The sequence below is a fragment of the Rhodococcus sp. NPDC049939 genome (assembly GCF_040656415.1).
In the GTDB taxonomy this organism is placed as follows: Bacteria; Actinomycetota; Actinomycetes; order Mycobacteriales; family Mycobacteriaceae; genus Rhodococcus_F.
The window spans coordinates 1,527,499-1,548,988 of record NZ_JBFAMC010000001.1 but is presented as its reverse complement, the minus strand read 5'-3'; the positions used below and the strand labels follow the sequence as shown (position 1 = coordinate 1,548,988).

Sequence of the window (21,490 nt, the reverse complement as noted above, 5' to 3'; positions counted from 1 at the left end):
GGAAGTGCTGCTGCCCATCCGTCAGGTGTGACGAGGGCACCATGGACGCGGGAAACACCGTTGCGCTCCCGTGTGATGTGTGACACTGCCACGCATGAGCAATGAGCGACCGGAAGATCAAGCCGTCCTGACGGCACCCCCGACCACACCACCGATGAAGTGGGATGCCTGGGGCGCGCCGGAGAAGAGCAAGACCCTCTCGGACGGCATCGAGGGCCTGCTGCAGCAGGCCCTCGGCGTCAAGATTCGACAGATGCCCGAACGCCTGGCGGAGGAAGTGGTCCTGGCCCCGAGTGCGGTGTCCGAGGGGCAGCTCGCAGGTCTCGCCGCGATCGTCGGTGAGCAGTTCTGCAGCACCGCCCACAACGACCGTCTGCTGCGGGCCGGCGGTAAGAGCACTCTCGACATGCTGCGGCGCCGCAGCACCGAGCAGCAGAATGCACCCGATGTCGTCGTCGTCCCGGGCACCGAGGACGAAATCACCGAGATCCTCATGTATTGCGCAGACAACTCGATCGCCGTGGTGCCGTTCAGTGGCGGCACCAGCGCCGTGGGTGGGCTGGACCCGGTGCGCGACCGATTCGACGCGGTTCTCTCGCTCGACATGCGCCGGTTCGATTCGCTGATCGACCTCGACGCCGACTCGGGTATCGCGACCCTGGGAGCGGGCCTGCCCGGTCCCAGGGTCGAGGAACTGCTTGGCACAGCTGGCTTCTCGCTAGGACACTTCCCGCAGAGCTTCATGTTCGCCACCATCGGCGGCTTCGCGGCGACTCGCTCCTCGGGGCAGGCGTCCGCTGGCTACGGCCGGTTCGAAGACATGGTGCAGGGCCTGCGGGTGATCACCCCGGCGGGCACCCTGGACACCGGGCGCGCGCCTGCGTCCGCGGCAGGTCCGGATCTCGGCGAGTTGTTCGTCGGTTCGGAGGGAACTTTCGGCGTCATCACCCAGGTCCGTGTGCAGGTGCATCCGCTTCCGGAGGCCGTCGTCCGGGAGGGGTGGCGCTTCCCTGATTTCGAGACCGGCGCGGCGGCACTGCGTGCACTGCGGCGCGCAGGCGCGGTCCCGACCGTACTGCGGCTGTCCGACGAGGCCGAAACGGGAGTCAATCTCGCGACCCACGACAAGATCGGCGAGGAAGCCGTAACCGGTGGTTGCCTGGCAATCACCACGTTCGAGGGCACCACCGAGCACACCGCACAGCGGGTGGCCGAGGCCCGCGCCGTCCTGGAGGCCAACGGCGCGACCTCACTCGGCGAGGAGCCCGGGCAGGGTTGGGAACATGGCCGTTTCGACGCGCCCTACCTGCGCGACGCCCTGCTCGATGCGGGCGCGTTGGTCGAGACCCTCGAGACGGCCACCACCTGGAGCAATATCGCGACCCTACGTGCCGCGATCACGAAGGCGCTGACCGAGTCGTTGTCCGCGCAGGGAACCCCGCCGCTGGTGCTGTGCCACATCTCGCACACCTATGCAACGGGTGCGTCGCTGTACTTCACCATCGTGTGCGCACAGAACGACGACCCGATCGACCAGTGGAGCAGGGCCAAAGCCGCCGCGGGTGATGCGATCACGGCCGCCGGTGGAACCATCACGCACCACCATGCCGTCGGACTCGATCATCTTCCGTGGATGCGGGACGAGGTCGGCGACCTGGGTGTCACGGTCCTGCGTGCGGTCAAGAACGCCGTCGATCCCGCGGGAATCCTCAACCCCGGCAAGTTGATTCCGTGAGCACACAGAAGGCGATCGAGAAGGTCAGAATCCTGATCAACCCGCTTTCCGGGCACGGCAACGGACTGACCGCCGGTCGCAAAGCGGTCGCACGCCTGCGTGAGCGGGGAGTTGCCGTCACCGAGATCATCGGGACGGACGCCGATCACGCCCGCAAGCAGGCCCGGCGGGCCATCGAAGAGGGCACCGACGCGCTGGTAGTGGTGGGCGGCGACGGTGCGATCAGTATCGGGTTGCAAACGGCTGCGCAGGTCGGGGTGCCGATCGGGCTGATCCCGGCGGGTACCGGCAACGACCATGCCCGCGAGTTCGGTATCCCCCTTGGTGACCCTGTCGCGGCGGCGGATGTGATCGTCGACGGCGAGGTGCAGGAGTCCGACCTCGCTCGGATCACGCTCACGGACGGGTCGATCGTGTGGGCGGGCACCATCGTTGCCAGCGGTTTCGATTCGCTGGTCGCGGATCGTGCCAACCGGATGTCGTGGCCGAAGGGCCCGATGCGGTACAACCTGGCGATGCTCATCGAGCTCTCGCAGGTCAAGCCCCTGCGCCACCGCATCGAACTGGACGACGAGACGGTGAAGGTCGACGCTACGCTCGTCGCGGTCGGCAACGGCCGTTCGTACGGTGGCGGGATGCTGATCTGCCCGAAGGCGGACAGGACCGACGGTCTGCTCGATGTGACGGTTGTCGAGCACGGCCGTCGATCGAGGTTGATCCGGCTGTTCCCGCGGGTCTACAAGGGCACGCACGTGGAACTACCCGATGTGCAGACCTATCGTTCACGCAGCGTGCGGCTGCAGTGCGACGGCATCCCCGCCTACGCGGACGGCGACAGGGTCGGGCCTCTTCCGGTGACGATCGAAGCGGTTCCGTCAGCGTTGCACATCCTGAGTCACGCGCCGGCCTGAGTAGCGACCGGGGCGCGCGAGCCCGGCACCCTAGGTCGACGACTTGAACGGCCCGGCGCTACGCGGATTGCGGTTGGACTGTTCACGCTTGGTAGCCTGCTGCTCTCGAATCCGCTTCTCCTCCTTGCGAACCTCGACCAGGTTGGCACGCTCGGCGACGAGCCAGTCGGGCTTGTCGGCCAGCAGCGCCTCGATCTGTGCGGTGCTGAGCGCTTCGGTGACGCCGCCACGAGAGAGACCGGAAATCGACACCCCGAGTTTGGCGGCCACGACGTCCTTCGGGTGCGGACCCTCGCGGCGTAGCGTGGCGAGCCATTCCGGCGGGTTGGTCTGCCATTCGTTCAGGTCGTCGCGCGAGACCACGCCTGCCTGGAACTCGGCAGGGGTGGCCTGGAGGTATACACCCAGCTTCTTTGCGGCAGTGGCCGGCTTCATCGTCTGGGGAGTCTTCTGCGACGTCATGCGTCAAGAGTAACGAGCAGGCCGCACACCGGCGGCGTCCGGGAACCGGCAGGTAGCCTTACCGGGTGACCGAGGAGACTGAATCCCGACCATTCCGGCTCGCGTACGTCCCCGGTGTCACACCTGCGAAGTGGGTCCGCATCTGGGGCGAACGCCTCACCGATACCCCACTCGAACTGGTGCCGGTCGACGCGTCCGACGCTACCGCGACACTACGTGAGCGCCGCGCCGAGGCCGCGCTCATCCGCATGCCGGTCGACCGCGACGGTCTGAGCGTGATCCCTCTCTACGAAGAAGTTCCGGTCGTGATCGTCCCCAAGGACCATGTCTTCACTGCGGCCGATGAAGTCGCTCTCGCCGATCTCACCGACGAACTCGTCCTCGACCCTCTGGACACCCCTCTCGTGTGGGATCGGCTCCCGGGCCGTCCAGCCCTGGACCGCCCGGCCTCGACGGGTGACGCGATCGATCTCGTTGCCGCCGGGGTCGGCGTCGTGGTCGTGCCGATGTCGCTGGCTCGCCTGCACCACCGCAAGGACCTCACCTACCGCCCGGTCGACGGCGCACCCGAATCCCGGATCGCGCTGTCGTGGCTCGAGGATGAGACGACCGATCTGGTCGAGGAGTTCATCGGGATCGTGCGCGGGCGGACGGTGAACAGCTCACGCGGCCGCAATCCGCACGAGACACCGAAAACCAAGACGTCCAAGCCTCGCAAGCATACCGAGACCAGGTCCGTGAAGCCGCGGAAGCCGGATGCACGACGCAGCGGCGGCAAGTCTGGGCCCATGGGCAAATCGGGTCGGCGCAAACGCCGCTGATCGAAGCGGCGCTCCCACAGCTACATGTCGACGGCCACGACGCCCTCCGGTGCCGCCCTCCGAATCAAAGAGGCCAGTTGCCGATACCCTTCGGCACGGCCACTCGACGCCCGAAAGACCAGGCCGATCTTCCGACCCGGAACGGGCCGGGCGAACCGCGCGGTGGCCAGATCGGCGCGTCGGGTTTCGACTCCGACAGCCGAGTTCGGGACCAGCGTCACACCCAGCCCCCCAGCCACACACTGCACCACGGTTGCGAGCGAAGTAGCGCGGGTGTCCCCGGACAGTGGGTGCGCCTCGACCGACCGGCACAGATCCAGCGTTTGATCACGCAGGCAGTGGCCTTCGTCGAGGAGGAGTAGAGGCAGTTCACCGAGTACATCCAGCGGCAGGTCGCCCTCGTCGGCCAGCGCATGATTTCTGGGTAGGACGAGCACAAAATCCTCCTCGTACAAAGGGATTTCGATCAGTCCTGAAGTCTCCGACGGCAAAGCGATCACCGCGACATCGATCGCACCGGTGCGCAGGGAATCCAGCAGACGGACAGTTTGGTCCTCGATGATCTGAGGGTCCAGGGCAGGCATTTCTTCTCGTAGCGCCGGCAGCAGGGTTGGCAGGACGTACGGAGCCACGGTGGGGATCAGACCAATCCGCCAGGGACCGGCCGGCTGGTCTCCTGCACCCGCGGCTGATGCGACGAAGCAGACCGCGGCATCGAGAATCGCCTTGGCTTGGGCGAGGAGCCGTTCCCCAGCCGCCGTGACGAGGACGCGTCGGGTGCTGCGCTCGATGAGTTGCACACCGAGCCCGTTCTCCAGCGTGGCGAGCGACTGCGACAGTGTGGGTTGACTCACACCCAATTGGGCTGCTGCCGTGCCGAAATGGCGATACTCCGCCACCGCGACAAACGCACGCAGCTGTGACAGCGTGGGTTGATAACTCCGATCAGCCATGCCTATCAGTATATGTATTTCTATCGACTTTGCCTTTTGGCTGGGGTTGTGCAGAATGAGGCCACACCAGAAGGGGCTTGGGCCGCGCCGCGGGTCTGTAACGCGATTCGGCCCCCTTTTCGGTGCCCAAACGTCAACCGACACCTCGGGTGTGGTTGTACAGCGCTCGCTATGTTCACAAGAGATGTAGGAGAACGAGATATGGCTCTGCTCACCATCGGCGACCAGTTCCCCACTTACAACTTGACGGCCGTCATCGGTGGCGACCTCTCCAAGGTCGACGCCCAGCAGCCCGACGACTACTTCACCACGATCACCAGCGACGACTACGCCGGCAAGTGGCGGATCGTCTTCTTCTGGCCCAAGGACTTCACCTTCGTGTGCCCCACCGAGATCGCGGCGTTCGGCAAGCTGAACGACGAGTTCGCCGACCGCGACGCCCAGGTGCTCGGAGCCTCGGTCGACAACGAGTTCGTCCACTTCCAGTGGCGCGCACAGCATGAGGACCTCAAGACCCTCCCCTTCCCGATGCTCTCCGACCTCAAGCGTGAGCTCGCCGAGGCCACCGGTGTCCTCAACGCAGACGGTGTCGCCGATCGCGCCACCTTCATCATCGACCCGAACAACGAGATCCAGTTCGTCTCCGTCACCGCCGGTTCCGTGGGCCGCAACGTCGACGAGGTACTGCGCGTCCTCGACGCCCTGCAGTCCGACGAGCTGTGCGCCTGCAACTGGAAGAAGGGTGACCCGACGATCAACGCAGGCGAACTCCTGAATGCGAGCGTCTGAGCTGTGACCGTCGAGAATCTCAAGAACTCCCTGCCCGAGTACGCCAAGGACCTCAAGCTCAACCTGAGTTCCATCTCGCGCAGCACCGTCCTGAACGAACAGCAGCTCTGGGGCACGCTGCTCGCGACGGCCGCCGCCACCAAGTCGGCGACCACGCTGAAGCAGATCGCCGAAGAGGCCGCCGACACCCTGTCGGCCGAGGCTTACAACGCCGCCCTGGGCGCCGCGTCCATCATGGGTATGAACAACGTGTTCTACCGCACCAAGGGCTACCTGGACGGCAAGTACGACGACCTGCGTGCGGGCCTGCGGATGAACATCATCGGCAACCCCGGCGTCGACAAGGCCGACTTCGAGTTGTGGTCGCTTGCAGTGTCCGCGATCAACGGCTGCAACCACTGCCTGGAGGCTCACGAGAACACCCTCCGCCAAGAAGGGGTCGACCGTGACGTGATCTTCGAAGCAATCCGTGCCGGCTCCATCATCGCGGGTGTCGCGCAGGCCGTAGAGGCCAGCGAGACTCTCTCCGTTGTCGGCGTCTGACGCAACAGTCGTTTGACCGCAGCGGCCCCTCGCGCGGCGATTGCCGCCGACGGGCCGCTGCGGGGCAACGGAGACGATAGGGTTCGACAATGCCCATCCACGTAGACGTCGTCCGAGTGTTCACCGACGAAAGGGGACACCACGGGAATCCACTCGGGATCGTCGACTCCTCGACCGTTCCCGTGGAGAACCGGCAGTCCGTCGCCGCGAAACTGAAGTACAGCGAGACGATATTCGTAGAGCTTCCCGCCCCGGGCGCCGAGTACGCACACGCCCAGATCTTCACTCCCACCACCGAACTGCCCTTCGCCGGCCATCCCACCGTCGGGCTGTCGTGGTGGTTGTACGAGCGCGGCACCCCGGTCCGGTCGCTCGAGGTTCCGGCAGGTTCCGTCGCTACCCGACGATCGGGAGCTCTCACTTGGGTGCGCGCAAAGCCCGAATGGGCGCCCGAGTTCTCGCTGTACCCGATGGGCAGCGTACGCGAGGTGGAGGCCGCCGATCCGAAGAAGTTCGGTCCGGGCCATCACTACCTGTGGGCATGGACCGACAGGGTCGAACATTCCATTCGATCGCGAATGTTTGCTCCGGACATCGGCATCACGGAGGACGAAGCAACCGGGGCAGCCGCCGTCCGCATCACCGATCACCTACGCCACGCTCTACTCATCACGCAGGGTCGTGGATCGCAGCTGCACACCACCTACGACCCGGCTGGTTGGGTGGAGGTCGGGGGCCTCGTCCGCCCCGAGAAATCACACACCGTCTGAAGTTGGCCGCCGGTTCCGACCGGCCACGAGATCGTCTTCGCCCAGGATCACTTCGACCTCACGGCCGAGTCTCACGCCGGGAGCCAATGGGAGCTTGTCCCCGCTCCAGAACCTTCCGGGGTCGAACCAGCTGGAACGGCGTCTTCCGGTGGTCAACCCCATCGCCTCGTACGTCTGCGCGACCACCTCAGCGCAATAGGCGGTCTCGAGGCCCCCGGCCTCGACACCTTCAGCGCGCTCCCGTCGTCGACCGATACGGGGCAGGCGTCCTCCGAGCCATCGTGACGCAAGCTTCGCGGTAGACGGGAAGGGCATACCGTCCAGTCGCGCAATTGTGCGTAGCAACGCATCCTCCTGCTGCGAGGTGGGTGGGTCACCGAGCTGCCGAAGCCATCCCCGTTGTCCGTAGCGCGCACCCCACACCTGGACCGCGGCACGCAAGTCGTGCAGTTGCACACCGCGCTGAAATCGGCCAGTCCACATGTCTTGCAATGAATGTCCGAGTTCTGCATGCCACATCAGCGGCGGTAGATCCTCGAGTACCACGGACATTCCCACGTGATTGACCGGACTGTTGGTCAGCGCCTGAATCGCTCTGTCGGCCGGAGATTGTCCGCGGAAGATCCAGATGTCACCGGTTCTGGTGACCTCGACTGCGGTATCGAGGTCAATGCTCGAACCGCTTTGTCGTGCGTCCGATTCCCGTGAGGCGTCCATACCCCTAGCCTAGAAGGATGCGACTCCGAGGTAGGCAGTGGTGGAAACTCGTCGGGCTCGCCGGAATGGCGGGGGTGGCCGCGACCGGCGTCGTCGTCATTCGAGCGAACCGGCAGCGAAAGGCGTACACACCTGACGAGATCCGGGCTCGACTCCATGAGCGCTACACCCGTGCGTATGCGTCGACGGACGACGGACGTGAGGTCGAGCCTGCCCCACCGACATTGCGAGCCAGGCTCAACGACGCTCTACGCCGTCGCTGCGGACGCGAGGCCGGGACGAATCATCCCAGCGCTCGGCGGAATCCGTCAGCGAGTTGAGCCACCTGGTCATCGGTCATCACGAACGACGGTGAGATCTGCATAGCACCCTGGCCGGCAGCACGGCCCGAGATGCCATGGGCCCGCAGAGTAGTCACGAACGGGAGGGCTTCGGCCGGATCCGCCAATTGCACCGCTGCGACAGCGCCGAGACCACTGCGCACTTCTTCCACCCGCGGATGATCGGCGAGGGGTGCGAGGTGTTCGTGCAGTGAGGACTCGAGGCGCTTCGACTCGGCCAGCAGGTTCTCGCGTTCGATGATGTCGAGGTTGGCCATGGCGGCCGCAGCGGCACCGGCGTGCCCACCGTACGTGTACCCGTGCCGCCACCAGACCCCGCCGGCGAAAAAGGGTTCCGCGACACGAGGGGCGATGAACACCGCACCCATCGGGACGTAACCCGAAGTCAGTCCCTTCGCGGTCGTCATCAGATCGGGCTGGAGGTCGAATCGAGTTGACGCGAACCACTGACCGCCTATGCGCCCGAATCCAGTCACCACCTCGTCGACGACGAACAGGATGTCGTGCTCGCGGCAGATGTCGCGCACCTCCGCAAGATATCCGTCCGGGGGCAGGTAAACGCCACCCGCACCGATGACCGGTTCGCAGAAGAACGCGGCGATCTTGTCGGCACCGATCCGTTCGATCAGTTCGAGCAGGCTCTTGGCATCGTTCCAAGCCACGGTTGCGGCATCGGCCATCAACTCGCCGTAGCCCTCCCGATTGACCGGGATTCCTGCCAGAGCGGTGCCCGCCACGTGCATACCGTGGTAGGCCTTCTGCCGACCGACAACGATCGTCTTCGAGGGCTTGCCCATTTCGTGCCAGTAGCGGCGCGCAAGCTTGGCTGCCGTGTCCACCGAGTCGGATCCACCGGAGGTGAAGAAGATCTTGCTGCCCGGCACCGGCGCGAGAGTCGCGAGGCGCTCGGCGAGCCTCACCGTGATTTCGGGCGCGAAATCACCGAAGTTCGAGAAGTGCGCCACTGTCCGAAGTTGTTCTGCGACAGCGTCCGCGATCTCCGAACGCCCGTGACCCACATTGGTGAACCACAGACCCGCAGTTGCGTCGAGATAGCGGTTGCCATGGTCGTCCCAGATGTACGCGCCCTCACCGCGAGACACCAGGAACGGGCCCTTCTGCTCGATCGCGCCCATGTCCGCAAATCCGTGCCACAGTGCCGACGACATTCTTGTTTTCCCTTCGTGAAACCAACCCGTATCGACTATGCCACTGGGAGCGAGATCACTGGCTTCCGGGTTCTCCGACCGCCTCTACTCGCGGGCTAGTGCCGTCGGGTGAGCCTCGGTGTCCACTCCGGGAATACCCTTCCCGCGGATCGACGCTCCCGCCGTCTCGGCGACGAACTTGAGAGCGACGAGTCCGATGACACAGGCACCCATCATGTAGAACGCGGGCATCAGCGTGTTGTGGGTCCAGTCGATGAGGAGTTCGTTGACGGCGGGGGCGGTGCCGCCGAACAGCGATGTCGAGACGTTGTAAGCGATGGCGAACCCCGCGAATCGGACATGAGTCGGGAACATCGCCGGGAAGGTGGCCGAGATCGTTGACAGTTGCAGCACATAGAGGGATCCGAGAACCGCGAACGCCAGAACCGCCCAGCCGAAGCCCTGGCGCATCAGGAGATACATCGGAGTCGCGAGCACGAAGAGGCCAACGAGCGAGACGTACCACAGGGGTTTGCGACCCACTCGGTCCGACAGTGCCCCGGCGAACGGAATTGCGGTCATCATGATGAGTTGACCGACGATGAACAGCGTCAACGAGGCTTTCGATGTGAGCCCGATCTGCGTCTCGAGATATGTCGGCATGTAGCCGAGCAACGTGTAGTTGGCGACATTGAGCGCGATCACGAGCCCAGCCAGCAGCAGCAATGGCTTCCAGTAGTTGATGACCAAGTCCTTGAACTCGGTTGTGACCGCATGCTCGGTGGCACCCTCTTCTTCGAGTTCCTTGAACACTGGCGTGTCCTCGAGCTTGGTCCGCAGGTACAGGCCGATGATGCCCAGCGGTCCCGCGATCAGGAAGGGCAGCCGCCAACCCCATTCCTGCATGAATGCGTCGGTCGATGCCAGCTCGATTCCCAGCACCACGATCGCGCCGAGCGCGTACCCACCCAGGGTGCCGAACTCGAGGAAACTTCCACAGAAGCCGCGTTTGCGGTCCGGGGAGTACTCAGCCATGAAGGTGGCGGCTCCGCCGTATTCCCCGCCGGTCGAGAAGCCCTGGATCATGCGCAACAGCACCAGCAGCAGGGGCGCCCAGATTCCGATGGCGTCATATCCCGGCAGTAGACCGACGCAGAATGTGGCGGCTGCCATCAGGATGATCGTGAGGGCGAGCACCTGGCGACGCCCCAGTCGGTCCCCTAGTGGACCCCACACGAGCCCGCCGATCGGGCGGACCACGAAGGACACCGCGAACACGAGCAGCGCGTACAGCGTGCCCGTTGTGGTATCCCCGGGAAAGAATGCTGCGGAAATATAGGAGACGGTGAACGCGTACACGCCGTAGTCGAACCACTCGGTGGCGTTGCCCATCGCAGATGCCGCGATTGCCCTCCGTAAAACGCCAGGTGGAACCGTCTCCCTCGGGTCTGGAATCGACGACACCATGTTCGCGCTCCTTTTGGGTTGACACGAGGACTCCCCCATACTTGCCGCAGTTCACGCAGTTCGCACGCTTCAACTGCGATGAACCTCTCTCGAGGTGTCCCTGCCGACTCGGATCGAGGTAGGCGTTGGCTAGGCTGTCGCCAGCATGTCCACCACATCACCGAGCCGATCGGAACTGAAGAAGAGCCTCGGCGACCTATCCCTGAGAGACGAGCACCGGTTTCGCCGGCGGCTGGATCGTGCGCGCACACCTGAGGCGCTTGCCTCACTCTCCGGCGAGATCGCGGCGGCACGCGCACGCCTGACCCAACGGCTTGCCAACGTTCCAGTCATCGAATACCCGGACGTTTTGCCTGTGAGCCGGCGGCGTGACGATATCGCGACCGCGATCTCCGAGCATCAGGTTGTCATCGTCGCAGGTGAGACGGGGTCGGGCAAGACGACACAGATCCCGAAGATCTGCCTCGAGCTCGGCCGTGGGGTCCGCGGTCTGATCGGCCATACCCAGCCCCGGCGCCTCGCCGCCAGAACCGTTGCCGAACGGATTGCCGAGGAACTGCACAGCGAGCTGGGCGAGACGGTCGGATACACGGTGCGATTCACCGACCAGGTCTCGGACACGACCATGGTCAAACTGATGACCGACGGCATTCTGCTCGCCGAGATCCAGCGCGACAAGATGTTGCGCCAGTACGACACGCTCATCATCGACGAGGCGCACGAACGCAGCCTCAACATCGATTTCATCATCGGATACCTGGGACAACTGCTTCCCCGCAGACCTGATCTCAAGGTGATCATCACGTCGGCCACCATCGATCCTGAGCGATTCGCGCAACACTTCGCCCGCGACGGGATACCTGCCCCGATAGTCGAGGTCTCGGGCAGGACGTTCCCCGTCGAGATTCGCTATCGGCCGCTCACGGTGAATGTGGGTGAGCAGACATTCGATCGTGACCCGGTAGATGCCGTGTGCGAGGCAGTCGAAGAGCTGTCCGCCGAGGGTGACGGAGACATCCTCGTCTTCCTGTCCGGCGAACGAGAGATCCGCGACACCGCCGACGCCCTGCGCGACCGGAGGCTGCGGGGAACCGAGATCGTCCCCCTGTACGCACGCCTCTCCGCCGCGGAACAGCACAAGGTGTTCATGCCCCACACCGGGCGAAGGGTAGTGCTGTCTACGAACGTCGCGGAGACGTCGCTCACGGTGCCTGGCATCAGATACGTCGTCGACCCGGGCAATGCCCGCATCTCCCGGTACTCCGTACGTACGAAGGTGCAGCGCCTGCCGATCGAACCCATCTCCCAGGCTTCCGCCCGCCAGCGTTCCGGACGCTGCGGCCGCGTCGCCGACGGCATATGCATTCGGCTCTACTCGGAAGAAGACTTCGAGGCCCGGCCCGCATTCACAGAACCGGAGATCCTGCGAACCAACCTCGCATCCGTCATTCTTCAGATGACGGCACTCGGCCTCGGTGACGTTTCTGCCTTCCCTTTCGTCGCACCACCAGACCCGAGAGCCGTCCGCGACGGTATCGGCCTTCTCGAGGAACTAGGAGCGATCGAGCGCAAGACCAAGAGCGAACACCCCGTCCTCACCTCGGTCGGTCGCGAACTTGCTCGGATACCGGTAGATCCACGAATGGCCCGGATGCTCGTCGACGCCAATAGGAACGGGTGCCTGTCCGAGGTGCTCGTCATCGTGTCTGCTCTCTCGATCCAGGACGTGCGAGAACGTCCTGCCGAGTTCGCGCAGGCCGCTGACGAGAAGCACGCCCGGTTCAACGTGGAGAACTCCGACTTCCTCGCCTTCCTCGAACTGTGGAAGTATCTGCGAGAGCAGCGGAACACGTTGTCGTCCAACCAGTTCCGCAAGATGTGTCGAAACGAGTTCTTGCACTGGCTACGCATACGCGAATGGCAGGACCTGCACGGTCAACTCCGCCAGATCACCCGTAGACTCGGTTGGGAGACCAACGACGCCCCAGCGACTTCTGCTGCTGTCCATCAGTCCGTACTGGCCGGACTGCTGTCGCACATCGGGCTTCGCGAGGGTGACAAGCGCGACTTCCTCGGTGCACGCGGAAGTCGGTTCGCCATCTTTCCCGGGTCGAGTCTGTTCAAGAAGCCACCACGATGGGTGATGGCCGCGGAACTGGTCGAGACGTCACGACTGTGGGCGCGGATGTCTGCCCGGATCGAACCCGAGTGGGCCGAGAAGCTTGCCCCGCATCTGGTGAAGCGCACGTACTCGGAACCGCACTGGTCATCCAAGAGAGGCACCGCTGCCGCTTGGGAGCGGGTGACCCTCTACGGGATCCCGCTCGTAGCCCGGCGTGCGGTCAACTACAGCTCCATCGACCCCGTGGTGTCCCGGGAGCTGTTCATCCGCCATGCTTTGGTTCAGGGCGAATGGCGGACTCAACACAAGTTCTTCCACGCCAACAGGGCACTTCTCGAGGATGTGGAAGAACTTGAGCACCGCGCCCGCCGGCGCGACATACTCGTCGACGACGACACGCTCTACGACTTCTACGATCAACGTGTCGGCCCGGAAGCGGTGTCCGCCCGCCATTTCGACTCCTGGTGGAAGGTCGCCAGGCGCACCGCACCCGACCTTCTCACGTTCGAACAGTCGACCGTCGTCAACAGCGAGTCCGCAGCTGTCCTCAGTGGTGAATACCCCGATGCCTGGCGCCAAGGGGACATGCAGTTCCCGCTCACCTATCAGTTCGAGCCCGGTCACGAGGACGACGGCGTCACCGCCCGCATCCCAATCGCTCTGCTGTCGGGTCTGCGCCCGGTGGGCTTCGACTGGCTCGTTCCCGGCATGAGGACCGAGTTGGTCACCGCACTCATCAAGACGCTCCCCAAAGCCCTCAGACGCCATGTGGTTCCAGCTCCTGACTTCGCGAATGCCGCGTTGGCTGCGGTCACACCGCGATCCGAACCACTCGTCACCGCGATAGCACGTGAGTTGTCGCGGCTCGGCGCCTGCCGCATAGGCCCTGAGGACTTCGACGCCACCGGGCTGCCCAACCACCTCCGTATGACGTTCGTCGTCGTGGACGAAAAGAACACCGTGCTGGGTCGGGGCAAGGACCTCGCATCACTGCGGAAGTCGCTCGCTCCCCGAGTGGAGAAGGAAGTCGCCAGGGCGGCATCGAGTTCGGAGCGGCCACCCGCACTCACCTGGACCCCGGCCACCCTCGGCTCACTCGAAGCCACCGTTACCCGAGAACTCGGCGGTCAGAAAGTCACCGGCTACCCTTCCCTGGTCCCGGAGGGCGACGGTGTCGCCGTGCGCGTCCTCAGCACGCCTGCCGATCAACGTGCCGCCATGCGTGCAGGCACGCGCCAACTGCTGCTCACCGCGGTCCCCACACAGACCAAGACCGTGACGTCCGGTCTGAGCAACGCACAGCGACTCGCGCTCGGGCAAAACCCTGACGGCAACCTGGACGCACTCGTCGACGACTGTCGTAACGCCGTAGCAGACCGATTGATCTCCGCACGCGGCGAACCGGTGCGCACACCGCAAGAGTTCGAAACGTTGGTGACTACTGCACGAGCGGAGTTGGCCCGGGGAGTGGCGGTGCTGCTCCGAGTGATATTGCCGGTGCTGGAGGCGGATCACCGCCTCGCAGGAGTCTTGGAGCGCACCAGCGGCGAGGCCGCCGACGACGTCCGCGAACAACGACAGTCCCTGATCTTCCCCGGCTTCGTGGCCGAGCTGGGCGGGTCCCGACTCCGGGAACTACCCCGTTACCTCGCTGCCGCGACTGCACGCCTCGAAGCCCTGCCGGCAAGCGCGCAACGTGACCGGAAGGGGATGGACATCCTCGACCGCGTGTATGCACGCTACGAACGTCTACTGTCGACGTTGCCGCAAGAGCGACACCATTCGGACGAGGTCGACGCGATCGGCTGGATGATCGAGGAACTGCGGGTCAGCCTATTCGCTCAGACCTTCGGAACCCCGTTCGCTGTCTCGGAAAAGCGAGTTCTCAGTGCCATGGAGAAAGTCCGCTGACCCGCAGATTCCATTTCGAGAGTGCGCCGACGCATGGCAGGGGGTTCAGGCGTCTTCGCTTGATTCCCGCTGTGCGCGTAGCTCTTTGATCTCTCGGGCGAAGTCCTCCGCGGACGTGAACGACCGGTACACCGATGCGAAACGTAGGTACGCCACTTCGTCCAGATCCCTGAGCGGACCCAGAATCGCCAGGCCAACCTCATTACTTGGGACCTCGGCCGATCCTGATGCGCGGACGGTGTCCTCCACCTGTTGGGCAAGAAGATTCAGGGCATCATCGTCGACCTGACGCCCCTGGCAGGCGCGACGCACACCCCGCACGACCTTCTCCCGACTGAACGGTTCGGTGACACCACTGCGTTTCACGACCGACAGGACCGCGGTCTCGACGGTGGTGAAGCGTCGTCCACACTCAGGGCACGAGCGGCGACGGCGAATAGCCTGCCCTTCGTCTGCTTCTCGTGAATCGACCACACGTGAATCCGGGTGCCGGCAGAACGGGCAGTGCATGGCGAATCCTTCGTCGTAGCCTTCGCGGTCGCAACAGTTCGCTTCCCCCGGTGGCGAACCGACGAATACCGGTTCACTCTGCGGATGCACGATCCCGAAGCGACCACACGATGTGGTGGAACTGACAGCTTCCGAGACTACCCGCCCGCTCGATGAGGCTTTCACGCTGCGCCCGTCACGGAGCCGCCGACAGAGGGACGATCAGTCTCTGTCCTGGATGCAAAGCCGAATTCGACATTGCGTTGAGTTCCTTGATGTACTCGACGACCTCAGCCGCAGGCAGTCCGGGCGAAACTCGCGCGGCTACGTTGGCCAGGCTCTCTCCCTCTCGGACGCGAACAATCTGCGTTTCGACTGTGTCACCGATGCCATCCGCCATCGCAAGCTGAGCCACTCCGACGAGTCCGCAAAATACTGCCGCCGTTATCGCGATGCTCGCCAGTACCATCCGCCAGCCGACCTCGGAGTCTTCTCGTACACCATCGGAGCAGGAGACGGCGACCCGGGCGGACCGATACGCGACGATGCCAGAAGGCGGACGTCGGAAATCACCGCCACCGACGCGACGAAGAGACTCGGTCCTGTAAGTCCGGACAGCTCGAGACCGCGCACCTCGCACGTGCGCTGACCGGGGAACTGACTGCCGGTCGAGGACCGACCGCCGGCCGAGGACTGCGTTGCTCATCCCTACCTCCGATACTCGTTTCCGTCACCGATTCGCCAAGCTTCCATCCGGTACTCGATCATGCGTTCGAAAGAACACATGTTCGATTCTTACCACGCCACCCCGGCAATGTCTCCTCTCCTCGCGACTCGTGTCGAACAGATGTTTGAAACTCTGGCGAAGGCGGGCTAGATTCGAGTCACCAGGCACAGCAGTCACACGCAACCCGCACCGAGCACATCCACATACAAACGGAGGCATCTCGCCATGACGGACGACAGCTCGACCGACGGTTCGGCTCCACGCGTGAGCGCCGGTTCCGCCGCCGGGTTGACCGAGCGGCAGCGCCGCGTCCTCGAGGTGATCCAGACATCCGTCAGAGAGCGCGGTTACCCGCCGAGCATCCGAGAAATCGGAGACGCCGTCGGTCTGACGTCCACGTCCTCTGTCGCCCACCAACTCCGCACCCTCGAGAGGAAGGGCTACGTCCGCCGGGACCCGAACCGTCCCCGCGCAGTCGATGTCCGCGGCCTCGACGAGACGGCAGTGGGTGTCGCGACTGGCTCACCCGCCGAGATCGGTTCCGCCGCAGGTACATCCGCTACCGGGGACGAATCGCATCCCGAACCTACATTCGTCCCCGTCGTCGGGCGCATCGCCGCGGGCGGCCCGATCCTGGCCGAAGAATCCATCGAGGACGTGTTCCCCTTGCCTCGTGAGCTCGTGGGCCACGGATCGCTGTTCCTCCTGAAGGTGGTAGGCGAGTCCATGGTCGACGCTGCTATCTGCGACGGTGACTGGGTAGTGGTCCGCCAGCAGAACGTGGCGGAGAACGGCGACATAGTCGCCGCGATGATCGACGGTGAAGCGACCGTCAAGACCTTCAAGCGCACCGATAACGAAGTCTGGCTGACTCCACACAATCCACTGTTCGACCCGATACCCGGTGAAGATGCCTTGATTCTCGGCAAAGTGGTAACGGTCATGCGCAAGATCTAGCGGATCGCCCTGGCGAATCAGGAGAGCCCCGCGGCGGCGCCGTGGGGCTCTTCGGCATGCGCACCTAGCGCGCAGATCGGCCTCTCGTCAGAGATTGAGGCCGCGCCCGATGATCTCCTTCATGATCTCCGTCGTACCGCCGTAGATGGTCTGGACCCGAGAGTCCATGTATGCCTTGGCGATTGGGTATTCCTTCATGTAGCCGTAGCCCCCGTGGAGTTGCAGGCAACGATCGATCAATTTGACTTGCGCCTCGGTGGTCCACCACTTCGCCATCGCTGCTTCCTGCACCGACAATTTCTCGTCGTTGAGCATCTCGATGAACTTGTCGACGAGGACACGAGCCGCCGTCGTCTCAGTGGCCAGTTCGGCAAGCACGAACCTGGTGTTCTGAAAACTACCGATCGACCTGCCGAAAGCCTTCCGGTCACGGCAGTACTGGATGGTCATGTCCAGCACCGATTCCATCGAGGCTGCTGCCACAACGGCGATCGACAGCCTCTCCTGGGGAAGGTTCTTCATCAGATAGAGGAAACCCATTCCCTCCTCGCCGAGGAGGTTGGCTGCGGGAACCCGGACATCGGTGAAGTTCAGTTCTGCGGTGTCCTGCGCCTTCATGCCGATCTTGTCGAGATTGCGGCCCCGCTCGAAGCCCGGCATGCCCCGTTCGACTACGAGGAGGCTGAATCCCTGCGCGCCCTTGTCCGGATCGGTGCAGGCAACCACGATCACCAAGTCGGCGTTGATTCCGTTCGTGATGAAGGTCTTCGAACCGTTGAGGACCCAGTCGTCGCCATCGCGCACAGCACGGGTGCTGATGCTCTGCAAATCACTTCCGGTGCCGGGTTCCGTCATGGCGATCGCAGTGATGAGTTCACCCGAGACGAAACCGGGGAGCCAGCGCTTCTTCTGTTCGTCGTTGCACAGGTCGAGCAGGTAGGGCGCCACGACATCGTTGTGAACCGTGAATCCGATACCGCTGTATCCGCCCCGGGTGATCTCCTCGGTGACGATCGCGTTGTACCGGAAGTCACGCACTCCTCCGCCACCGAATTCCTCCGGCACCGCCATACCGAGAAGGCCCTGCTTCCCCGCCTCGACCCAGAAGCTACGGTCGACGATGTTCTGCTCTTCCCACCTCTGGTGGTTCGGCTCGGCGTGCTCTGCGAGAAATTTTCGGCACGACTCCCGGAACAGCAGGTGCTCCGGTTCGAACAGGGTGCGCTCCACACCGACTCCTCATGTCAGTCAACTGTCAGGGTATGTCGCTAACGACAGTAGAGTCGAGCAGTTTCCCAGTGAATGACCAAGGCGATCGGGATTCATGACCTATGAGGTGCCCGGTCCGAATATGACGTGCTCGGTCCGGTCCGAATGTGACGTGCCCGGCGATGATGCATCGATTTCTTGACTTTCCCCTTACTATTGGCGAACTGTGACGAGAGAAACCGGCGGTTCCCGCGCAGAAGTTGATTTGCAGAGCACGGACGGAATGGGTGACCAGGTCACCCCCACGAAAACTTTCGGGTGGGCGCTGCACGGAGACGGCCGCTCGATCACCGAGGGCGAGGTCGTTTCTCCCGGAGAGCGTCTGAGCTGGCCGCGCACCATCGGAATCGGCATGCAGCACGTCGTTGCGATGTTCGGCGCGACACTGCTCGTACCGACCATCACCGGGTTCCCGGTCACTACCACACTGCTGTTCTCTGGCATCGGCACCGCGCTGTTCTTGCTGATCACCCGCGGCCGAATCCCCAGCTATCTCGGGTCGTCGTTCGCGTTCATCGCGCCGCTCACGGCTTCGCAGGGATCGGGTGCGGCAGCTCAACTCGGTGGCGTGGTCGCGGCCGGCGTGCTGTTGCTGTTGGTGGGTTTGGTGGTGAAGCTTGCCGGCTCGCGGGTCATAGACGCCTGCATGCCGCCAGTGGTCACAGGTGCTGTAGTTGCGCTGATCGGTCTCAACCTCGCTCCCGTGGCTGTGGATTCGTTTCAATCGCAGCCGCTGATAGCGGGTGTGACACTCCTGTCCATACTGCTCGCGACGGTCGTCGGGCCGGGACTGCTGGGACGTCTGGGCATCCTGGTCGGGGTGGTCGTCGGCTGGGTGTTCGCTGCCCTGATCGGCGGACTACCCGAGGAGCGAGTGGACGCGCTGCGGGAAGCAGCCTGGTTCGGGATCCCCGAGCTGCGGGGGCCGACGTTCGAATGGTCGGTGATCGCCCTTACCCTGCCCGTCGTCATCGTCCTGATCGCAGAGAACGTCGGCCATGTCAAGGCGGTGGCGGCGATGACGGGGCGTTCGCTCGACGACGTCACTGGCGACGCGCTGGCCGCAGACGGGCTGGCGACCACACTCGCAGGGTTCGGTGGCGGTTCCGGCACCACCACGTACGCCGAGAACATCGGAGTGATGGCTGCAACGCGCGTCTATTCCACTGCCGCCTATTGGGTTGCCGCTGCGACTGCGGTGGTCCTGGCATTCTCGCCGAAATTCGGTGCCCTCGTGTTCACCGTACCGAGTGGCGTTATCGGCGGCGCAACTCTTGTGCTGTATGGACTGATCGGTGTCCTGGGTGTGCGAATCTGGATCGATGCGAAGGTCGACTTCACCGATCCGGTGAACTTGACGGTCGTCGCGGTGGCGCTCGTTGCGGGCATCGGGAACCTGACTCTGATGATCGGCTCGGTGGAACTCGGTGGTATTGCGTGGGGGTCTGTGGGCATCCTTGTCGGCTACCCAGTCATGCGCTCCCTCGCTAAGCTCGGCAACGCCCGATAACAGGACTGAACGGGCACTTGGTCCCGACTGATCGACGCCTGCAAATTATCCCAGCGAACGCAAGGCCGCGTCCCGCGCCTGCGCCGAATCACTGGCTGCGAGCACATCCCGTGCGGCTCGGCGACATTCGTCGAGCGAGACTGTTCCGATCTTCGCTCCGACCGCGGAAACCGAGGCAGCTGCACAGGACAACGACGTGACACCGAGTCCGATCAGTACGCAGGCAAGCAGTGGGTCGGCTGCCGCCTCACCGCACACACCGACAGGTTTTTCTGCGGCGATTCCCGCCTCTGCCGTCCGGGCGACGAGCGTCAGAACGGCTGGCTGCCAGGGGTCGGTCAGTGACGCCAAATCGGACGACATCCTGTCAGCGGCCATCGTGTATTGCGCGAGGTCGTTGGTACCGATGGACAGAAAGTCCACGTGCTCGAGAATGCGGTCCGCGAGCAGTGCGGCAGAAGGAACCTCAACCATCACTCCGGGCACAAGCCCACGGGCACGCACCTGTCTTCCGAATGACTCCGCCTCAGCGGGGGTCGCGATCATCGGGGCCATCACCCACGGACGTGCCTGCGCCCGATTACCCGCGACAGCAATCGCATCGAGCTGCCTGCTGAGGATGCCGGGGTTGTCTGCCGCAATACGGATGCCACGAACACCGAGTGCTGGGTTTGCCTCGTCGGCGTGGTAAGCGAAGGGCAGAGGCTTGTCCGAACCCGCATCGAGTGTCCGGATCACGACCTTTCGCCCAGCAAAGGCCTCGAGCACCTCACTGTAGATGTCGGCCTGCTCGTCGACACCGGGCTCGGAATCACGGTCCAGGAAGCATAATTCGGTACGGAACAATCCGACACCTTCAGCAGCTGTCGCTCCAGCCGAGCGCGCACCGACGCCGTCCTGGACGTTGGCCAAGATGGGTACCGCCGCCCCGTCGCTCGTGCGACCTGGACCCTTCCACGCCTGGATTCGCATCCGCTCGGTACGGCCTCGCTCCACCGCCGACCGAGCCTCGTCGGGGTCTGGTTCCACAATCAGTTCGCCCGCCTCACCGTTGAGCAGTACGGTCGCACCTGAAGCCACGGTCTCGAGGCCGGGCACCGCGACGACGCAAGGGATCCCCAACTGTCGCGCAATGATGGCGGTATGACTGGTCGGCCCACCGAGAGCCGTGACGAGACCGACGATCATTTCGGGATCGAGACCCGCGGTGTCAGCAGGCGCCAGGTCCCGGGCGCAGAGGATCGATGGAGTCACGGGCGTCGGGATTCCAGGTTCCGGAAGGCCCAAGAGTTCGGAGACGATTCGATCCCGAACATCGCGAAGGTCGGTCACGCGCTCGGCCATCAGCCCACCCATCTTGGTGAACAGAGTCACGAACTGCTCGGTGGCCTCGACCACCCCTTCTTCCGCCGGTGCACCACCGGTAATCAGTTCATGCACCGCGCCCATCCAGCCACGGTCCACCGCCATCGCGGCATTGGCGCGCAACACACCAGCTGCGTCATCGGAGACCGCCGACGCACGGTCATGCAGTCGCTGCGAAACCACATTGGCGGCCTCTTCGAAGCGAACCTTCTCACCGTCCCGCAACGACCCGTCGATCCGGGGCATTCCGGACGCTACCTCGGGTCTCGGTGCAGGCCAGATCACCGGCGCGTACGCGATACCCGGAACTACCGGCGTACCACGCACGACTTCACGATCTTCGGTCATCGGACCTCCTGAAAGGCGCACTTTCGCCCACGTGACGGAGATTACTCTGCGCTCTTGACATATCAACACAGCCAGACGTAAAACAACATGCCACAAACATTTAGTGGTGGGCGAGCCTCAGCGGTGACATCACCC

At 64.0% G+C, this 21,490-nt stretch carries 19 protein-coding genes; 10 read left to right on the top strand and 9 right to left on the bottom strand.

Going from position 1 to position 21,490, the window contains the following annotated elements:
• Nucleotides 1-154 precede the first annotated feature (154 nt).
• Both AB0I57_RS07130 and AB0I57_RS07125 read left to right on the top strand, forming a co-directional pair.
• Nucleotides 155-1,735, top strand: coding sequence for an FAD-binding oxidoreductase (locus AB0I57_RS07130; protein ID WP_358333255.1), 1,581 nt, complete (start codon nt 155-157; stop codon nt 1,733-1,735).
• Entirely contained in the window at nt 1,732-2,646 is a 915-nt protein-coding gene (locus tag AB0I57_RS07125; RefSeq protein ID WP_358331783.1) for a diacylglycerol kinase, read from the top strand. The genes AB0I57_RS07130 and AB0I57_RS07125 overlap by 4 nt, the downstream gene beginning before the upstream one ends.
• A gap of 30 nt (nt 2,647-2,676) precedes the next feature.
• Here AB0I57_RS07125 and AB0I57_RS07120 read toward each other — a convergent pair whose 3' ends face one another.
• Nucleotides 2,677-3,108: a DUF5997 family protein gene (locus tag AB0I57_RS07120; protein ID WP_358331780.1), complete on the bottom strand. Its 432-nt coding sequence runs from the start codon at nt 3,106-3,108 to the stop codon at nt 2,677-2,679.
• 65 nt (nt 3,109-3,173) lie between these two features.
• Between AB0I57_RS07120 and AB0I57_RS07115 the strand changes: the two genes are divergently transcribed.
• Nucleotides 3,174-3,929 (top strand): LysR substrate-binding domain-containing protein, encoded by a 756-nt coding sequence (locus tag AB0I57_RS07115; RefSeq protein WP_358331777.1) that lies wholly within the window; start codon nt 3,174-3,176, stop codon nt 3,927-3,929.
• A 20-nt stretch (nt 3,930-3,949) separates the two neighbouring features.
• On the opposite strand, the gene AB0I57_RS07110 is transcribed toward AB0I57_RS07115, so the two are convergent.
• Nucleotides 3,950-4,882, bottom strand: a complete 933-nt coding sequence (locus AB0I57_RS07110; protein WP_358331774.1) for a LysR substrate-binding domain-containing protein — start codon at nt 4,880-4,882, stop codon at nt 3,950-3,952.
• 201 nt (nt 4,883-5,083) lie between these two features.
• Between AB0I57_RS07110 and AB0I57_RS07105 the strand changes: the two genes are divergently transcribed.
• The 3 genes from AB0I57_RS07105 to AB0I57_RS07095 all read left to right on the top strand — a co-directional run bounded on the left by AB0I57_RS07105 (nt 5,084) and on the right by AB0I57_RS07095 (nt 6,984).
• Nucleotides 5,084-5,671 carry a peroxiredoxin gene (locus AB0I57_RS07105; protein WP_358331771.1) on the top strand — a complete coding sequence of 196 codons (588 nt, stop codon included), beginning with the start codon at nt 5,084-5,086 and terminating at the stop codon, nt 5,669-5,671.
• Between the two features lie 3 nt (nt 5,672-5,674).
• Nucleotides 5,675-6,214, top strand: a complete 540-nt coding sequence (locus AB0I57_RS07100; RefSeq protein ID WP_358331768.1) for a carboxymuconolactone decarboxylase family protein — start codon at nt 5,675-5,677, stop codon at nt 6,212-6,214.
• Between the two features lie 89 nt (nt 6,215-6,303).
• Nucleotides 6,304-6,984: a PhzF family phenazine biosynthesis protein gene (locus AB0I57_RS07095; protein ID WP_358331765.1), complete on the top strand. Its 681-nt coding sequence runs from the start codon at nt 6,304-6,306 to the stop codon at nt 6,982-6,984.
• Here AB0I57_RS07095 and AB0I57_RS07090 read toward each other — a convergent pair.
• A complete protein-coding gene (locus AB0I57_RS07090) occupies nt 6,970-7,701 on the bottom strand; it encodes a hypothetical protein (RefSeq protein WP_358331762.1) in 732 nt (243 codons plus the stop codon). The two genes, AB0I57_RS07095 and AB0I57_RS07090, sit on opposite strands and share 15 nt — an antisense overlap.
• Nucleotides 7,702-7,718: 17 nt before the next feature.
• Between AB0I57_RS07090 and AB0I57_RS07085 the strand changes: the two genes are divergently transcribed.
• The gene (locus AB0I57_RS07085; RefSeq protein ID WP_358331760.1) at nt 7,719-8,021 is read left to right on the top strand and encodes a hypothetical protein; all 303 of its coding nucleotides are present in this window, start codon (nt 7,719-7,721) and stop codon (nt 8,019-8,021) included.
• On the opposite strand, the gene AB0I57_RS07080 is transcribed toward AB0I57_RS07085, so the two are convergent.
• Together AB0I57_RS07080 and AB0I57_RS07075 are read right to left on the bottom strand one after the other, a co-directional pair.
• Nucleotides 7,985-9,211 carry an aminotransferase class III-fold pyridoxal phosphate-dependent enzyme gene (locus AB0I57_RS07080; protein WP_358331757.1) on the bottom strand — a complete coding sequence of 409 codons (1,227 nt, stop codon included), beginning with the start codon at nt 9,209-9,211 and terminating at the stop codon, nt 7,985-7,987. The two genes, AB0I57_RS07085 and AB0I57_RS07080, sit on opposite strands and share 37 nt — an antisense overlap.
• An 84-nt stretch (nt 9,212-9,295) precedes the next feature.
• Nucleotides 9,296-10,657: an MFS transporter gene (locus AB0I57_RS07075; protein WP_358331754.1), complete on the bottom strand. Its 1,362-nt coding sequence runs from the start codon at nt 10,655-10,657 to the stop codon at nt 9,296-9,298.
• Nucleotides 10,658-10,802: 145 nt separating this feature from the next.
• Here AB0I57_RS07075 and hrpA point away from each other — a divergent pair, with 145 nt between their 5' ends.
• The gene (gene hrpA, locus AB0I57_RS07070; protein ID WP_358331751.1) at nt 10,803-14,690 is read left to right on the top strand and encodes an ATP-dependent RNA helicase HrpA; all 3,888 of its coding nucleotides are present in this window, start codon (nt 10,803-10,805) and stop codon (nt 14,688-14,690) included.
• A 45-nt stretch (nt 14,691-14,735) separates the two neighbouring features.
• Here hrpA and nrdR read toward each other — a convergent pair whose 3' ends face one another.
• Both nrdR and AB0I57_RS07060 read right to left on the bottom strand, forming a co-directional pair.
• The gene (gene nrdR, locus AB0I57_RS07065; protein WP_358333252.1) at nt 14,736-15,200 is read right to left on the bottom strand and encodes a transcriptional regulator NrdR; all 465 of its coding nucleotides are present in this window, start codon (nt 15,198-15,200) and stop codon (nt 14,736-14,738) included.
• Between the two features lie 175 nt (nt 15,201-15,375).
• The gene (locus AB0I57_RS07060) at nt 15,376-15,885 is read right to left on the bottom strand and encodes a LysM peptidoglycan-binding domain-containing protein (protein ID WP_358331748.1); all 510 of its coding nucleotides are present in this window, start codon (nt 15,883-15,885) and stop codon (nt 15,376-15,378) included.
• A 246-nt stretch (nt 15,886-16,131) separates the two neighbouring features.
• Here AB0I57_RS07060 and lexA point away from each other — a divergent pair, with 246 nt between their 5' ends.
• Nucleotides 16,132-16,863: a transcriptional repressor LexA gene (gene lexA / locus AB0I57_RS07055; protein WP_358331745.1), complete on the top strand. Its 732-nt coding sequence runs from the start codon at nt 16,132-16,134 to the stop codon at nt 16,861-16,863.
• An 87-nt stretch (nt 16,864-16,950) separates the two neighbouring features.
• Here the strand turns inward: lexA and AB0I57_RS07050 are convergent, their stop codons facing one another.
• The gene (locus AB0I57_RS07050) at nt 16,951-18,093 is read right to left on the bottom strand and encodes an acyl-CoA dehydrogenase family protein (RefSeq protein WP_358331742.1); all 1,143 of its coding nucleotides are present in this window, start codon (nt 18,091-18,093) and stop codon (nt 16,951-16,953) included.
• A 262-nt stretch (nt 18,094-18,355) separates the two neighbouring features.
• Here AB0I57_RS07050 and AB0I57_RS07045 point away from each other — a divergent pair, with 262 nt between their 5' ends.
• Nucleotides 18,356-19,642 (top strand): solute carrier family 23 protein, encoded by a 1,287-nt coding sequence (locus AB0I57_RS07045; protein ID WP_358333249.1) that lies wholly within the window; start codon nt 18,356-18,358, stop codon nt 19,640-19,642.
• A gap of 45 nt (nt 19,643-19,687) precedes the next feature.
• On the opposite strand, the gene ptsP is transcribed toward AB0I57_RS07045, so the two are convergent.
• The gene (gene ptsP / locus AB0I57_RS07040; protein ID WP_358331739.1) at nt 19,688-21,355 is read right to left on the bottom strand and encodes a phosphoenolpyruvate--protein phosphotransferase; all 1,668 of its coding nucleotides are present in this window, start codon (nt 21,353-21,355) and stop codon (nt 19,688-19,690) included.
• Nucleotides 21,356-21,490: the final 135 nt, after the last annotated feature.

Coding starts and splice junctions, on each gene's coding strand:
- ptsP (WP_358331739.1), bottom strand. CDS start 21,355: ATGACCGAAGATCGTGAAGTCGTGCGTGGTACGCCGGTAGTTCCGGGT.
- AB0I57_RS07045 (WP_358333249.1), top strand. CDS start 18,356: ATGGGTGACCAGGTCACCCCCACGAAAACTTTCGGGTGGGCGCTGCAC.
- AB0I57_RS07105 (WP_358331771.1), top strand. CDS start 5,084: ATGGCTCTGCTCACCATCGGCGACCAGTTCCCCACTTACAACTTGACG.
- AB0I57_RS07060 (WP_358331748.1), bottom strand. CDS start 15,885: ATGAGCAACGCAGTCCTCGGCCGGCGGTCGGTCCTCGACCGGCAGTCA.
- AB0I57_RS07080 (WP_358331757.1), bottom strand. CDS start 9,211: ATGTCGTCGGCACTGTGGCACGGATTTGCGGACATGGGCGCGATCGAG.
- AB0I57_RS07095 (WP_358331765.1), top strand. CDS start 6,304: ATGCCCATCCACGTAGACGTCGTCCGAGTGTTCACCGACGAAAGGGGA.
- AB0I57_RS07090 (WP_358331762.1), bottom strand. CDS start 7,701: ATGGACGCCTCACGGGAATCGGACGCACGACAAAGCGGTTCGAGCATT.
- AB0I57_RS07085 (WP_358331760.1), top strand. CDS start 7,719: ATGCGACTCCGAGGTAGGCAGTGGTGGAAACTCGTCGGGCTCGCCGGA.
- AB0I57_RS07110 (WP_358331774.1), bottom strand. CDS start 4,882: ATGGCTGATCGGAGTTATCAACCCACGCTGTCACAGCTGCGTGCGTTT.
- nrdR (WP_358333252.1), bottom strand. CDS start 15,200: ATGCACTGCCCGTTCTGCCGGCACCCGGATTCACGTGTGGTCGATTCA.
- AB0I57_RS07075 (WP_358331754.1), bottom strand. CDS start 10,657: ATGGTGTCGTCGATTCCAGACCCGAGGGAGACGGTTCCACCTGGCGTT.
- hrpA (WP_358331751.1), top strand. CDS start 10,803: ATGTCCACCACATCACCGAGCCGATCGGAACTGAAGAAGAGCCTCGGC.
- AB0I57_RS07120 (WP_358331780.1), bottom strand. CDS start 3,108: ATGACGTCGCAGAAGACTCCCCAGACGATGAAGCCGGCCACTGCCGCA.
- lexA (WP_358331745.1), top strand. CDS start 16,132: ATGACGGACGACAGCTCGACCGACGGTTCGGCTCCACGCGTGAGCGCC.
- AB0I57_RS07130 (WP_358333255.1), top strand. CDS start 155: ATGAAGTGGGATGCCTGGGGCGCGCCGGAGAAGAGCAAGACCCTCTCG.